The sequence below is a fragment of the Streptomyces sp. NPDC046557 genome (assembly GCF_040645975.1).
Classification (GTDB): Bacteria; Actinomycetota; Actinomycetes; order Streptomycetales; family Streptomycetaceae; genus Streptomyces.
Genome location: NZ_JBEYZH010000011.1, coordinates 92,671 through 107,269, shown reverse-complemented (window position 1 = coordinate 107,269; position 14,599 = coordinate 92,671). Strand labels below are relative to the sequence as shown.

Sequence of the window (14,599 nt, the reverse complement as noted above, 5' to 3'; positions counted from 1 at the left end):
GCGTCGCTACAGGGCGGGGATCTCGATCGCGGGGCACCGGTCCATGACCATCAGCAGGCCCGCCTGGCGCGTCCGCGCGCAGGCGGCCTCGTCGATCACCCCCAGCTGGAACCAGACGGCGCGCGCGCCGATCGCCACCGCCTCGTCGGCGACCGGACCCGCGAGGGAGCTGTTGACGAAGACGTCGACCACGTCCACCGGGAACGGGATGTCCGCGAGCGACGCGTACCCGGGCTCGCCGTGCACCGTCTCCGCCTTGGGGTGTACGGGAACCACCCGCTTCCCGAACCGCTGCAGCACGCGCGCCACCCCGTAGGCCGCCCGCCTCTCGTTGTTCGACAGGCCCACCACGGCCCAGGTGTCACCGGCTTCGGTGAGGATCCTGCGGATGGTCTCCTGGTCGCCGTACACGCGCACCGCCTCCTGCTGCCCGCCGGCCCGGCTCGTCCCGGCCGCACGCGGGGATCAACCGCGCGGACGCCTGTCCGATTCCCCGTAGGGTGGGAGCGGTGAAGGCAGACCAGTACGTGACGGTGGCCCGGGAGGGCGTGCACGAGGCGGAGATCAACCGCTCGCGGTTCCTGTGCGCGCTCGCGCCCGCCGCGACGGAGCGGGAGGCACAGGAGTTCATCGCGCGCGTCCGCAAGGAGCACCCCACCGCCTCGCACAACTGCTTCGCCTACGTGATCGGCGCCGACGCCTCCGTCCAGAAGGCCGGTGACGACGGCGAACCGGGCGGCACCGCCGGGGTGCCGATGCTGCAGATGCTGACGCGGCGCGACATCCGGTACGCGGTCGCCGTCGTCACGCGGTACTACGGCGGCGTCAAGCTCGGCGCCGGCGGCTTGATCAGGGCCTACGGCGGGGTCGTCGGCGAAGCCCTCGACGCGCTCGGCACCGTCACCCGTCGGCGCTACCGGTTGGCCACCGTCACCGTCGACCACCAGCGGGCCGGCAAGACCCAGAACGACCTGCGCTCCACCGGCCGGACCGTCGTCGACCTGCGCTACGGCTCCGCCGTCGAGATCGAGGTCGCCCTCCCCGAAGCCGACCTCCCCGCCTTCGAGGCATGGCTGGCCGACAGCACCGCGGGCAGCGCGACCCTCACCCTGGGCGGGGAGACGTACGCGCCCTGACCGCCGGGCGCGGACCTGCCGGAGCGGCCGTGGCGACCCGCGCGACGGGTTAGCGTAGGGGGGCAGAGGGACAGAGGACGACCAGGGGGACGGGCATGCGCGGCGGGGCCGGCGAGTGAAGTTTCTGCACACCTCCGACTGGCACCTCGGACGGTCCTTCCACCGCGTCAACATGCTCGACGCCCAGGCAGCCTTCATCGACCACCTCGTCGCGACCGTCGAGGAACACGGGGTGGACGCCGTCCTCGTCGCCGGCGACATCTACGACCGGGCCGTGCCCCCGCTGCCCGCCGTCGAGCTGTACGACCGGGCCCTGCACCGGCTCGCCGCGCTCGGCGTGCCCACGGTGATGATCTCCGGGAACCACGACTCCGCCCGCCGTCTGGGGGTCGGTGCCGGACTGATCGAGGGGGCCGGGATATACCTCAGGACCGACCCGGCCGGCTGCTCCGACCCCGTGGTGCTGGCCGACGTACACGGTGACGTGGCGCTGTACGGGCTGCCCTACCTGGAGCCCGCCCTGGTGAAGGAGGCCCTCGGCGCGCCGAAGGTCAGCCACGAGGCGGTCTTGGGCGCGGCCATGGACCGGGTCCGCGCCGACCTCGCCGACCGGGCTCCCGGGACCCGCTCCCTCGTCCTCGCCCACGCCTTCGTCACCGGCGGGCAGGCCAGCGACAGCGAGCGCGACATCACGGTCGGCGGGGTCGAGGCCGTCCCCGCCGCCGTCTTCGACGGGGTCGACTACGTGGCCCTCGGCCACCTCCACGGCTGCCAGAAGATCAACGAACGGATCCGTTACTCGGGTTCCCCGCTGGCCTACTCCTTCTCCGAGACCGACCACCGCAAGACGATGTGGCTGATCGAACTCGGGGCGGCCGGCGAACTCGTCACCGCCGAGCGGATCGACACACCCGTACCGCGCGCCCTCGGCCGGCTCCGCGGCCGGCTGGAGGAACTGCTGGAGGATCCGGCCCTCGACGCCCACGAGGACCGCTGGATCGAGGCCACTCTCACCGACCCTGTCCGCCCCCAGGACCCCATGGCCCGCCTCGCCGCCCGCTTCCCGCACGTCCTGAGCCTCGCCTTCGACCCCGAGGGCCGCGAGGAGGACGGCACGGCCTCCTACGCGCAGCGCCTGAAGGGCCGCACCGACCAGGAGATCGCCGAGGACTTCGTCGCGCACGTGCGCGGGGGAGGCCGCGCCGACGATGCCGAACGGGCGGTGCTGCGGGGCGCATTCGACGACGTACGCACCCAGGCCGTGAACCAGGAGACCCTCCGATGAGGCTGCACCGGCTCACGGTCACCGCCTTCGGGCCGTTCGCCGAGCCCCAGGAGATCGACTTCGACGCCCTCTCCGGCGCCGGCATCTTCCTGCTCCACGGACCCACCGGCGCGGGGAAGACCTCCGTCCTCGACGCCGTCTGCTTCGCGCTCTACGGCGCGGTGCCCGGCTCCCGCCTCCCCCACCTCACCAGTCTGCGCAGCGACCACGCCGGCCCCGACACCGCGACCGAGGTCACCCTCGAACTCACCGCGGGCGGCCGCCGGCTGGAGATCACCCGGCGGCCCGAGCAGGACCGGCCCAAGAAGCGCGGCAGCGGTACGACGAGGGACCGGGCCCAGAGCCGGCTGCGCGAACGCCTCAATGGCGCCTGGCAGGGGCTCAGCCGCTCCCACCAGGAGATCGGCGAGGAGATCGAGCAACTGCTCGGCATGAGCCGCGAACAGTTCTGCCAGGTCGTGCTGTTGCCGCAGGGCGAGTTCGCCCAGTTCCTGCGCGCCGGCGCCGAAGCGCGCGGCCGGCTCCTGGGGAGGCTCTTCGACACCCGCCGCTTCGCCGCGGTCGAAACCCTGCTCGCCGAGCGGCGCCGAACCGCCGAGGCCAAGGTGCGCGCGGGCGACCAGAAGGTACTCGGCATCGCCCAGCGCATGGCCCAGGCCGCCGGGGACAGCGCCGACCTGCGGGCCTGGCCGCTGCCCCGTCGGCAGCCGGGCGACCCCGGACTCGCCGAGGCCGTCCGTGCGTGGGCGGCGATCGCCCGCTGCGCCGCCCGGGAGCGGCTCGCCGTCGCGGAATACGCGCTGGCCGCCGTGGAGGGCCGGTACGCGGCCGCCCGGCGGGCCGCCGAGGAGGCGCGGGAACTCGACCGGCTGCAACGCCGCCACGCGGAGACCGCCCGCCGGGCCGCCCTGCTCGCAGCCGCCGAGCCCGAACGCGAACGGGTGCGCGCCCTGCTCGACCGGGCGCGCCGCGGCGCCCTCGTCGCCCCCGCCCTGGAGTTGCGCGGGGCGGCCGCCGCCGCGCACCTGACCGCCGCCCACGCGCAGAGCCTCGCCCTCGCCGAACTCCCGTCCGGCCTCGCCGAAGCGGGAGCCGAGCAGCTCGCCGCCTTCGAGCAGCGGCTGCGGGAGGAACTCGGCGCCGTCGGGGCGGCCCGGCGGGCCGAGCAGCGCAGCGCCGAGATCGGCCGCGAGCGGGCCACGCTGGACCGGGAGTCCCGGGACGCCGAGGAGCAACGTCAGGAGTCCGCCGAGTGGCTCGCCCGCTGGGAGGGCACCCGCGCCGAGCTGGCCGGACGCGTCGAAGCCGCCCAGCAGGCCGCCACCCTCGCCGAGCAGCTCGCGGCCCGGCTGGAACCGGCCCGGCTGCACCTGAACGCCGCCCGCCGGCGCGACGCCCTCGCCGCCGACGCCGAGGTCGCGGACGCCGCGCTGCTGCGGCTGCGCGAGGAGTCCGCCGCCGCGCGCGAGAGCTGGCTGGAGCTGAAGGAGACCCGGCTGCGGGGGATCGCCGCCGAACTGGCCGCGGCCCTGGTGGCGGGGGAGCCCTGCGCGGTGTGCGGATCGGCGGAGCACCCGCTCCCCGCGCGCCCGACCGCCGGACACGTCGACCGGGCCGCCGAAGACGCCGCCCACGCCCGCTTCGAGCAGGCCGAGGAGCGGCGGGGCGCCGCCGAGCGGAAACTGGCCGCCGTCCGGGAGGCCGAGGCCGAAGCCGCGGCCGCCGCCGGAGACGCCACCACCGCCGAGCTCCTGGAGCGCACCTCCGACCTCAGCGCCCGACACGCCGCCGCCCACGCGGAGGCGGCCGGGCTGCACACCGCCCGGGAGCGCCTGGCCCGCGCCGAGCGGGAGTACGCCGCCCGCAGCGCCGACCGGCTCGACGCCGAACGCCGGGCCGCCGCCAGGGCCTCGCGGCGGGAGGCCCTGGACCGGGAACAGGCGGTGCTGGAGCTCGAGTTGGCTCTCGTGCGGGGCGACGCGCCCAGTGTCGCGGCCCGCGCCCGCGTTCTGGAGGACCGGGTCCGGATCGTCACCGCGGCAGCCGCCGCCCTGCGCCGCGCCGACGACACCGCCGCGCGGCTCAAGGAGGCCGACGACCAACTGGCCGACGCCGCCTTCAAGGCCGGGTTCGACACCACCGGGGCCGCGGCCGACGCCGTACTGCCCGAGTACGAACGCACCGCACTCCAGCACCGGTTGGACGCCTGGCAGGCCGAGGAGGCCATGCTGGCGGACCGGCACGCCGAGCGGGACACCGTCGCGGCGGCCGCCCTGCCGCCCGCCGACCCGGAGGGCGCCGAGGAGTACGCGGCCGTTGCCGCGGCGAAACTGCGGGCGGCGGGCTCGGCCTTCGACGCCGCCCGCGTGAGCTGCGCCGAACTCGACCGACTGTCACGGCAGGCGGAGCAGGAGCTGCGCGCCTTGGGCCCGTTGCGCCAGGAGTACGACCGGGTGGCCCGGATGGCCGGACTCACCGCGGGCACCTCCGCCGACAACGAGCGCAAGATGCGGCTGGAGTCGTACGTTCTAGCTGCGCGCCTGGAGCAGGTCGCGGCCGCGGCGACGGTACGGCTGCTGCGCATGTCGGGCGGCCGCTACACGCTGGTCCACTCCGACGCGCGGGCCGGTGGACGGGGCCGTTCCGGCCTGGGACTGCACGTCGTGGACGCCTGGACCGGCAGCGAGCGGGACACCGCCACCCTGTCCGGCGGGGAGACCTTCTTCGCCTCGCTGGCCCTCGCGTTGGGACTGGCCGACGTGGTCACCGACGAGGCGGGCGGCATGCGCCTGGACACCCTCTTCATCGACGAGGGCTTCGGCAGCCTCGACGACCAGGCCCTGGACGAGGTGCTCGACGTACTGGACTCCCTGCGCGAGCGCGACCGCAGCGTCGGCATCGTGAGCCACGTCGCCGACCTGCGCAGCCGTGTCCAGGCCCAGTTGGAGATCGTCAAGCAGCGCGGCGGCTCGGTGGTGCGCCACCGTACGGCGGGCGCTCCGGCGAACTGAACCGCCGGCGCCGTCACACGGGTCCGCTCAAGGACTGAGCGGCCTGCGGGGGAGCGGCGACGAGTAGACGATGCTGGTGGTGACCGGGCCGAGACCGGCGATCCGCCCGGCGACCTCCTCCAGATGCGACATCGAGCGCGCGGCGACCTTGAGGACGAAGCAGTCGTCGCCCGTCACGTGGTGCGCCTCCAGGATCTCGGGGGTCGTCTCCAAAAGGTCATGGAACGGCTTGTAGTTGCCGTGTGGGTAGCGCAGTCGGATCAGCGCGAGGATCGACTTGCCGAGCTTCGCCGGATCCACCACGGCGGTGTAGCCCGTGATGACGCCCGCTTCCTCCAGCCGCCGCACGCGTTCGGTGACGGCGCTGGCGGACATGGAGACGGTGCGGGCCAGGTCGGTGAAGCCGGCCCGGCCGTCGTCTTGGAGGGCTTGCAGGATCCGCCAGTCAGTGGCGTCCGGTGAAAAGTCGGTCATGGTGCAGGTCTAGCGGGGATTTCACGGTCGAACAAGAGGAAGGCCGGGGAAATCCACTTCCGCGGGTGTTCGACAACTCGTAGATTCTCAGCCATGACGACGACACAGGACCACACCGCCGCCCCCGCGACCGCCGCCCCCGCCACCGCCAACCCCGTGCTTCGGGTGCCCCCGGCCGCCCCGGCCGCGGCCGCCGCCTACTTCGCGGCGAGCCTCGCCTTCCACGCGGACGTGTCCGATGTCGCCGCCGCCTTCAAGGCCCACCGCGAGCAGGGCGCCGAACTCGGCTTCCAGCTCGTCGACTCCCGCTCCACGCCCTCCTGGGACCAGGCCCACGTGCCCGGAGCGATCCACCTGCCCACCGCCCTCGTCCCCGAGCATGCCGAACGGCTCCTGGACAAGAACGTCCCGGTGGTCACCTACTGCTGGGGGCCCGGCTGCAACGGGGCCGCCCGCTCCGCCCTGGCCCTCGCCGAACGGGGCTTCCAGGTCAAGGAGATGCTCGGCGGGATCGAATACTGGATTCGTGAGGGCTTCGAGGTCGAGACCTGGCAGGGCAGCGAGCGGCGCGCCGAAGCCGACCCGCTGACCGCGCCCACCGACTCCGACGACTGCGGCTGCTGAAACCGCTGTTCGGCGCGGCGGGCCGTTCGCCCCTCGGGGGAGACGGGCGGCCCGCCGCATCCGTCAGAGCTTCGACAGCTCGTCCACCAGGTCGTCCAGGCCCAGCGAGCCCTGGGACAGCGCCGCCATGTGCCACGCCTTCAAGTCGAAGGAGTCGCCGTGCGCGGCGCGCGCGTTGTCCCGACCGAGCAGCCAGGCGCGCTCGCCCAGCTTGTAGCCGATCGCCTGTCCCGGCATCGACAGGTAGCGCGTCACCTCGCTCTCGATGAAGTCCGCCGGCCGGCCGCTGTGCAGGCCGAAGAACTCCTGCGCCAGCTCCACCGTCCAACGCTCGCCCGGGTGGAACGGGGAGTCCGCCGGGATCTCCAGCCCCAGGTGCATGCCGATGTCCACGATGACCCGCGCGGCGCGCATCATCTGGCAGTCCAGGTATCCCAGCCGCTGCTCGGCGTCGCGCAGGTAACCGAGTTCGTCCATCAGGCGCTCCGCGTACAGGGCCCAGCCCTCGACGTTCGCGCTCACCATGCCGACACTGGCCTGGTAGCGGGAGAGCCGGTCCGCCACGTGCGTCCACTGCGCGAGCTGGAGGTGGTGGCCCGGAACGCCCTCGTGGTACCAGGTGGAGACGAGGTCGTACACGGGGAACCGGGTCTGGCCCATGGTCGGCAGCCAGGTGCGCCCCGGGCGGGAGAAGTCCTCGGAGGGGTTGGTGTAGTAGGGAGCCGCGGCGCCGCCCGACGGCGCGATCATGGATTCCACCTTCTTGACCCGCTCGGCGAGTTCGAAGTGGGTTCCGTCGAGGTTCTCGATGGCCTCGTCCATGATGCCCTGGAGCCAGGCCCGCACCTCGTCGACGCCCTCGATGTGGGTGCCGTGCTCGTCGAGGTGCTTGAGCGCCTCCCAGGGACCCGCGCCCGGGAGGATCTTCGCGGCCTCCGCCTTCATCTCGGCCAGCAGCCGGTGGTACTCCGCCCAGCCGTACGCGTACGCCTCGTCCAGGTTCAGGTCGGTGCCGTTGAAGTACCGCGCCCAGCGGGCGTACCGTTCACGGCCCACGGTGTCCGGCCGGCCCTCGACGGCGGGGGCGTACACGTCGCGCATCCAGTCGCGCAGCTCCACGACGGAGGCGGTCGCCCCGGCCGCGGCCTTGTCCAGCTCCGCGCGCAGTACCTCGGGGCCGGCCGCGGCGAACCCGCCGAAGAAGTCCCGCTCGTCGTCGGCGTCCTGGCCCGCCCAGGTGGTGAGCTGGCCGACGAAGGTGGCGGTGGCGCGGGGGCCGGCGTACAGGCCGCGCTCCAGCCCGACGCGCAGGCTCTCCCGGTAGCCGGCCAAGGACTCGGGAACGGCGCGCAGCCGCCGGGCGATCGCGGCCCAGTCCTCCTCGGTCTCGGCCGGGGTCAGGGTGAAGACCTCGCGGACCGCGTGCGCCGGGGAGTGGATGTTGCTGACCCCGCGCAGATCCTCGTCGGCTTCGTATACGGCGAGTTCCGCCGTCAGCCGCTCGCGCAGCAGCCGGCCGCAGCGCCGCTCGACATCGGTGCCCGCGCCGGGCAGCCGCTCGGCGGCGTCGAGCCCGGCGAGGGTGGCGCGGGCGAGGTCGGCTACCGCCGCGCGACCGGCGGGGGAGAAGTCGGGCAGTTTGTCGGAGCTGGAGGTGACACCGAGGTAGGTGCCGATGATCGGATCCATGGCGATCAGGTCGTCGACGTAGGCGTCTGCGACCTGCCGGGGAAGCCGGGAGGCGCTGTCATTGTGGAGGGTGTCTGACATGCGGCCATCTTCGTACGGGTGGCCTCCCCGCGTCATCTGCGTTCGCTCTCGGCCTGCTTACCGGGGGGAGGGCGGACCGGGCCTCCCGGGAACCGCCCTCCGGCTGTTCGGACCGCCCTTTCGGGCTGTGCTTCCTTCCGACCGTCGTGCGGCCGGTCAGTCCCGGTGGCGCCGGACCTCGTGGGCGGGCCGCTCACGCGGGACTTCGTACGGGACCCGCGAGGTGACCGGCGTCGCGCCCAGCCGGGCGGTGATCACCAGCGTGCCCTCCTCGATCTGGTAGTCCAGCGGCAGACCAAGGCCGCGCATGGCGGCCACCATGCCGGTGTTGGATGCCTGGGTGACGGCGTACACGCTGTCGCAACCGGCCTCGACCGCCATGGCGATGAGGCGGCGCAGCAGCTCGGACCCGATGCCGCGGCGCTGCCAGTCGTCCTCGATGAGCAGCGCCACCTCGGTCTCGTCACCGTCCCACAGCAGGTGGCCGAGCGCGATGAGCTTGCCGGAGGCGGTGGTGGCGGCGAGGGTTCGGCCGAAGCGGGGGCTCAGCAGGTGCCCGAGGTAGCGGTCGGCGTCGGCGACCGGGCCGTGGTAGCGCAGGCCCAGCGTCCGCTCGGAGCAGCGGTCGTGCATGGCGCGGGCGGCGGCCCGGTCGGAGCCGTCGGCGCGGCGCACGGTGATCTCGTTGCCCTCGGGCAGGGTCAGCACGTCCTGGCTGCGCGGCACGCGAGGGCCCAGACGGGCGTCGAGTTCGACCAGGGCCCGGGCGCGGGCGAACTCGGTCGGGGTGAAGGGCAGGTAGGGGCGCTCGACGGTGATGGCGCCGCCCGACGGATCGCGCAGCCGCATCACCGTGGCCTCCAGGACCCCCTCGACCGGGGCGTCGGCGCCCGCGTTGGGGCGGCCGGAGAGGGTGGTCGCGGGGATCGAGTGGATGGTGCAGCGGCCGAGCAGTTGGCGCAGGGCCAGGGGGAGTTCGGCGGCGTCCAGGGCGGTGCGGGTGGCCAGACCCAGGACCCGGGTGGGGGTGTCGACCAGGTCGTGGGCGTCGGCGCGCTCGATCCAGGTGTCGCGGCCGCCGGCCCCGGCGATGGCCCGGGTCAGGTCGGCGGAGGGCAACTGCTGGGGGGCGCGGAGCAGGAACTCGTCGACGGTGCCGCCCTCGGGCAGCGGGTGGGTCTGGAGGGTCAGGATGTCCGCGCCGTTGCGGGCGAGGGCCGAGCAGAGTGCGGCCAGGCTGCCGGGCTCGTCACGCACCGTCGTGCGCATCCGCCACAGCGCGGCGGTCGTGGACGGGGAAGAGGCGGCGCCGGCTGCCCGGCCGCCCGGATCGGGGAGCGCCGTGCCCGGCGGCGGCGCATGGCTGTGACGGCGCGCCCACCACGTGTGGAACGTCGCCGTGACCAGGAGCGCGACGGCCGAGGCCACCAGCAGCATGGGGCCCCGGGGGCCGTGCGCGACGAGATTGGCGATGCCGTCGGCGACCGCGACGGCGCAGAACAGGGCGGCCAGTTCGACGAGGTCACGGCGCCAGTGGTGGTGGCGGTGGGGACGCTGGGCGGAGGCGGGGTTACGGTCAGTCATGCACACCACTGTGGCGCAGGGGTGTTGCGTGATCACGAACGATCTGTGACCGACTGGTTAAGTGTCGATCTGGTCGATGTGGTCGATCCGGGGCGTTGGTCCGGTTGGTTCGACTGTGGGCGGCCTACCTGTTTCGAAGCGGTTTCCGAGGGCGGCCCCGGGGAGGCCTACGACTGCCCCACGCGCCCCGGCTGCAGCGTGGTGGTGAAGAGTACGCCACCTCCCTGACGGCGCAAGCGGACGGTGAGCTCGCCGCTGCGCCGTCGATCGACACCTCACCGTAGTACGGGGGGTCTCCGCCGGCGACATGTTGGCGACCGGCGCCGACTGGGCGTAGGCCGTGCGCGGGCCGAAGGTGGCGTCGAGCCGGCCCGCCGGGAAGCCGCCCGCGCCGATGGGGCCGGAGACGAACTCCCGGAACGGCGCGAAGTCGGGGAAGGCGGCGCGCTCGGGCGCGTAGTGGTTCGCGGCCGTGTAGTGGACGTCGGCGGTGAGCCACAACGTGCCGGTGATGCGCTGGTGCTTGATGTGGCGTAGGAGTTCGGCGATCTGGAGTTCACGGCCGAGCGGTGCGCCGGGGTCGCAATCGGCGAGCAGGACGCGGTAGTGGATCTGCCGGGTCGCCCGCGCGAACCGCGGGTGAACACCCGTCAGCCGGCCATGGTGCTCGCGGACAGGGCGGACGAGGGGGAGGCGGAGGCGGAGGCGGAGCGCGCCGTGTCGAGGATGACCCGGGCGACGAGGGCCGGGTCGTCGTTCATCGGGACGTGACCGCAACCCGGCAGCCGGACCAGGCGGGCACCGGGGATGGTCTGCTTCGCGCGTACGCCCTGGCGGCGCAGGAGCAGTCGGTCGCGGTCACCCCAGGCGATGGTGACGGGCAGTCCGGGCAGGTCGGCGGTGAACCGTACGGAGCCGCCCGCGGCCAGCGTCTCGTCGAAGCCGGTGGCGCCGCGCAGGGCCAGCGTCTCGGCGACCACGGCCGCGGGCGAACGGCGCGCCGGGCGGGCGTAGATGGTCCCGGTGAGCGCCGCCCGGCCCGGGGCGGTGAGCGAGAGCCGCTCCAGCGCGGGACGGGGCAGTGCGCGGGCCCCGGTGCGCATGGCGCGCAGGGCGGTGAACGCGTAGCGGCGCTCGCTCTCCGACCAGAATCCGGCCGGGGAGAGGGCGGTGACCGAGCGCACGAGGCCGCCACGGGCCATTTCGAGCGCGAGCAGGCCACCGAGGGAGTTCCCCGCGACGTGCGGACGCTTCAGGCCGAGGGCCGAGCAGAGGGCGCCGAGCGCGGGGGCGACCGTGGTCAGGCCGTAGGGGACGCCGTGCGGCAGCGGGCCGGAGAGACCGAAGCCGGGTAGATCGACGGCTATGACGTCGTGTTCGGCGGCCAGGATGTCCGTCACGGGGTGCCACGCCTGGAGGTGGTGGCCGATGCCGTGGAGGAGGAGGAGCGGCTCGCCGGCGCCCTTGCGTTCGTAGGCGACGGTGGCGGTGCGCGGGCCGTGCGGGGAATCGATGGGGAAGGAGACCGTGGCGGTCATGCTGCTCCTCGTCGGGTGGACGCGTGTGAGACAGGCTGTCAGTAATGACTACCGCTCAGTAGGTCCCGACGGCAAGGCTCCGGCGTGTGCGGGGCGGTCGGGGCCGGACCGCTCTCTCGTGCGCGCGAACATCCTGTGAACGGCTTGCTACATATGCCCGATCTGCCCGGCAAAGCGGTGAGCATTGGTCTTGACCAAGGTGGGGCGCGGTCCTATCGTCGCAGGGATAGTGCAGGAACCTTTAATAAACAAGGGCGCGGAACTGCGGTGCGACTGCGGTGCGGGACTGCGGTGCGGAACTGCCGCCGGAAAACGGCGTTGCGGCGATTGCAGAAGGAGTCAGGGTGGGGACCACGCAGCTCGAATCGGTGCCGGAACCGAAGTACTGGCACCTGAAGACCGTGCTCAGCGAGGCGCTGGACCAGGACTTCGCCGTGGGCGAGGTGCTGCCGAACGAGCGTGAGCTCGCCGCCCGCTTCGGAGTCGCCCGTGCCACTCTGCGCCAGGCACTGGAGCAACTGGAGCTGGAAGGCCGACTGCAGCGGCGCCGGGGCGTCGGTACCACCGTCGCCCCGCCTCGGGTGGGGGTGGCCGTGGGCAGTACGGGCCACAGCTGGCCGGGGGAGAGCGCCGACGGCTGGGAGAGCGTGGACGCGGTCGAGGCCGTGGCGCCCGCCGCGGTCCGGACGCTGCTGGCGACCGGGCCGGGTTTCACCGCCGACCAGCCGGTGCACACGGTGCGCCGGACCCGCGTCACACAGGGCCAGGTCGTCGCCGCCGAGCTGCTGTACGTACCCGCCGGGTCGGTGCCCGGGCTTTCCGCCATCGACGTGCCCACCGGCCCGGCCCGGGCCCGAGCCGTCCTGCGGGAGCTCCAGCGGCTCACGCTCGACGGGCAGGACCGGTCCGTGGAACTCGGCTCCGCCCGCGCGGACGACGCCAAGGAGCTCGATCGGCTGCCCGGCGCGCCCGTGCTGCTGGTCACCACCCGCTACTTCACCGCCGAGGGGACGGCCGCCGTCTCGGTGGCCACCTACCGCGCGGACACCTGCCGCCTGACCTTCGGTGACTCCGGGGTCGAGATCACGGAGACCGCCCGCGCCGCTTCCTGAGGGGGTGGCGCGACGGCCGCGCCCACCGGCGCCGGTGAGGGATGTCGGCACCAGCGGCATGCGCGCGGGCCCGGTGGGAGCAGCGGGAGGCCACCACGACGGGCGCAAGGACCCTGCGCGGAGCGGAAGGGCCGGCGAAAAGATCCGCCCGCCCTCAGCGCCGGCGGGCCGTCACCGTCTTCTCCACCGCGAACAGCTCTTCCTCCACGTGGTCCAGCGCCAGCCGCAGCGCTCCCGTGGCCACCGCCGCCTCACCGAGCAGTGACAGCTCCACCTTCGGCGGGCGCAGGCAGTACCGCCGCAGTTCGTCGCGCAGCGGTTCGAGCACCCCGTCCAGGCCGGCGGCCCAGCCGCCGACCACGACCAGCTCCGGGTCCATGGCCAGGACCAGCGCCGCCACGTCGTGGACCAGCCGTTGCAGGAACCGCTCCACCGCCGCCACGGCCCGCGCGTCACCCCGCCGGGCCATCGCGAAGACCTCCGCGACCGCCGGCTCATCCAGCGGGTGCAGCGGTTCGCCGGTGGTCGACAGCAGCCGCTCCGGGGTGGCCTCGCGCCCCAGCAGGTGGAGTGCGCCGATCTCACCCGCGGCCCCGCCGAAACCACGGTGCAGGCGGCCACCGATGAGGGAGCCGGCCCCGGGACTGAGGCCCGCCATCACGAAGACCATGTCGTCGGTGTCGCGTGCGGCCCCCTTCCAGTGCTCGGCGACGGCTGCCGCGTTGGCGTCGTTCTCCACCCGCACCGGGCAGCGGAACGAACGCCGCAGTCGGTCGCCGAGCGGCAGCCCGGTCCAGCCCGGCAGCGCCGTGCCGAGGCGGACCGTGCCGTCCGCCTCCACGATGCCCGGGCTGCCGACGCCCACCGCTCTCAGCGAGTCCCGCGGTATCCCGGCACGCCGCAGCAGATCGGCCACCGCCGCGCGAACCCGCTCCAGGCGTTCGTCGGCCGAAGCGGTCTCGGCGACGTCCTTGGTGCCCGCGCCGATCACCCGACCGTCCAGCCCGGACAGCAGGACGGCGATCCGGTGGGAGCCGATCTCGATGCCCAGCAGATGGCCCGCCTCGGCCCGGAAGCGGAAGCGTCTGGCCGGTCGGCCCTGCCGTCGCGCACCTTCCTCGGCGTCGGCCTCAACGACCAGCCCGCCCCCGATCAGCCCTTCGACGACTCCCTCCACCGTCGGCCGGGACAGACCGGTCACCCGGGTGAGGTCGGTGAGGGTCGGCGATCCGGCCGCCCGCAGGGCGCGCAGCACCACGGCCGAATTGATGCGCCGGAGCAGAGAGGGGTCCCCGCCGGTCAGCTGCCCCAACGTGTGTCCTCCCAGCTAGCGGCCCTGTCAGCCGGATCGTACTGCGCAGCCGGTGCGGCGGCGAGAAGCGGCCCCCCATCGGCGGATCCGCCCGGTCCTCTCAGGCCGGCGAGACGAATCCGGACTCGTACGCCGCGATGACCGCCTGCGTCCGTTCGCGCGCGCCAGCTTCGCCAGGATCGCGCTCACATGGGCTTGACGGTCTCCGTACCGACGATCAGCTCGGCGGCGATCTCCACATTGGTCAGCCCTCGTGCCATCAGCCGGAGCACCGCCTCCTCGCGCTCGGTGAGCGCGGCCCGCTCCAGCACGGCCCGTGCCTTCCGATTGCCGTACTCCGCCGCCAGCGCCCGCACCGCGGACGGGAAGAGGAGCGTCTCCCCCTCCGCCACGAGCCGGACGGCGTGCACGATCTCCGACGGCCGGGCTCGCTTCGACAAGAACCCGTCGGCACCGGCACGCGGCGCCTGGTAGACGTACTCGGCGTTCTCGAAGGTGGTGACCACGAGGATCTTCGGCGGTGCGTCCACGGAGCGCAGTACCGCGCGCGTCGCCTCGATCCCGTCGAGCAGTGGCATCCGCACGTCCATCGCCACCACGTCCGGTCGCAGCTGCCGTACCAGAGGGACCACGGACGCCCCGTCCGCCGCCTCACCGACGACTTCGATGTCGGGCTGGGCTTCGAGCGCGGCACGCAAGCCCGCGCGCACCAGGGGTTCGTCATCGACGAGCAGTACGGTAACCGGCATCGGA

At 73.7% G+C, this 14,599-nt stretch carries 11 protein-coding genes and 2 pseudogenes; 5 read left to right on the top strand and 8 right to left on the bottom strand.

Features of this window, described 5'->3' with window-relative positions:
* Positions 1-6: 6 nt before the first annotated feature.
* Positions 7-411, bottom strand: coding sequence for a CoA-binding protein (locus ABZ934_RS20585; RefSeq protein WP_361315077.1), 405 nt, complete (start codon positions 409-411; stop codon positions 7-9).
* A gap of 98 nt (positions 412-509) precedes the next feature.
* Here ABZ934_RS20585 and ABZ934_RS20580 point away from each other — a divergent pair, with 98 nt between their 5' ends.
* From ABZ934_RS20580 to ABZ934_RS20570, 3 genes are all read left to right on the top strand, one after another.
* Positions 510-1,136, top strand: coding sequence for a YigZ family protein (locus ABZ934_RS20580; RefSeq protein ID WP_361315075.1), 627 nt, complete (start codon positions 510-512; stop codon positions 1,134-1,136).
* A gap of 115 nt (positions 1,137-1,251) precedes the next feature.
* A complete protein-coding gene (locus tag ABZ934_RS20575) occupies positions 1,252-2,421 on the top strand; it encodes an exonuclease SbcCD subunit D (protein WP_361315072.1) in 1,170 nt (389 codons plus the stop codon).
* Positions 2,418-5,432, top strand: coding sequence for an SMC family ATPase (locus tag ABZ934_RS20570; RefSeq protein ID WP_361315069.1), 3,015 nt, complete (start codon positions 2,418-2,420; stop codon positions 5,430-5,432). Before ABZ934_RS20575 ends, ABZ934_RS20570 begins: the two co-directional genes overlap by 4 nt.
* 27 nt (positions 5,433-5,459) lie before the next feature.
* Here the strand turns inward: ABZ934_RS20570 and ABZ934_RS20565 are convergent, their stop codons facing one another.
* A complete protein-coding gene (locus tag ABZ934_RS20565; protein WP_361315066.1) occupies positions 5,460-5,906 on the bottom strand; it encodes an Lrp/AsnC family transcriptional regulator in 447 nt (148 codons plus the stop codon).
* 93 nt (positions 5,907-5,999) lie between these two features.
* On the opposite strand from ABZ934_RS20565, the gene ABZ934_RS20560 reads away from it, so the two are divergent.
* The gene (locus ABZ934_RS20560; RefSeq protein ID WP_361315063.1) at positions 6,000-6,530 is read left to right on the top strand and encodes a rhodanese-like domain-containing protein; all 531 of its coding nucleotides are present in this window, start codon (positions 6,000-6,002) and stop codon (positions 6,528-6,530) included.
* Between the two features lie 63 nt (positions 6,531-6,593).
* Here the strand turns inward: ABZ934_RS20560 and ABZ934_RS20555 are convergent, their stop codons facing one another.
* The 4 genes and pseudogenes from ABZ934_RS20555 to ABZ934_RS20540 form a co-directional block, all read right to left on the bottom strand.
* Positions 6,594-8,300, bottom strand: a complete 1,707-nt coding sequence (locus ABZ934_RS20555; RefSeq protein WP_361315060.1) for a DUF885 domain-containing protein — start codon at positions 8,298-8,300, stop codon at positions 6,594-6,596.
* A 156-nt stretch (positions 8,301-8,456) separates the two neighbouring features.
* A complete protein-coding gene (locus ABZ934_RS20550) occupies positions 8,457-9,884 on the bottom strand; it encodes a GNAT family N-acetyltransferase (protein WP_361315058.1) in 1,428 nt (475 codons plus the stop codon).
* Between the two features lie 167 nt (positions 9,885-10,051).
* Positions 10,052-10,466, bottom strand: a pseudogene (locus ABZ934_RS20545) (alkaline phosphatase D family protein); the annotation flags it as partial.
* 68 nt (positions 10,467-10,534) lie between these two features.
* The gene (locus ABZ934_RS20540; protein WP_361315056.1) at positions 10,535-11,422 is read right to left on the bottom strand and encodes an alpha/beta fold hydrolase; all 888 of its coding nucleotides are present in this window, start codon (positions 11,420-11,422) and stop codon (positions 10,535-10,537) included.
* 344 nt (positions 11,423-11,766) lie between these two features.
* Between ABZ934_RS20540 and ABZ934_RS20535 the strand changes: the two genes are divergently transcribed.
* Entirely contained in the window at positions 11,767-12,534 is a 768-nt protein-coding gene (locus tag ABZ934_RS20535) for a GntR family transcriptional regulator (RefSeq protein WP_361315053.1), read from the top strand.
* A 154-nt stretch (positions 12,535-12,688) separates the two neighbouring features.
* Here ABZ934_RS20535 and ABZ934_RS20530 read toward each other — a convergent pair whose 3' ends face one another.
* Positions 12,689-13,846 carry an ROK family transcriptional regulator gene (locus ABZ934_RS20530; protein WP_361315050.1) on the bottom strand — a complete coding sequence of 386 codons (1,158 nt, stop codon included), beginning with the start codon at positions 13,844-13,846 and terminating at the stop codon, positions 12,689-12,691.
* A 100-nt stretch (positions 13,847-13,946) separates the two neighbouring features.
* Positions 13,947-14,595, bottom strand: a pseudogene (locus ABZ934_RS20525) (response regulator transcription factor).
* Positions 14,596-14,599: the final 4 nt, after the last annotated feature.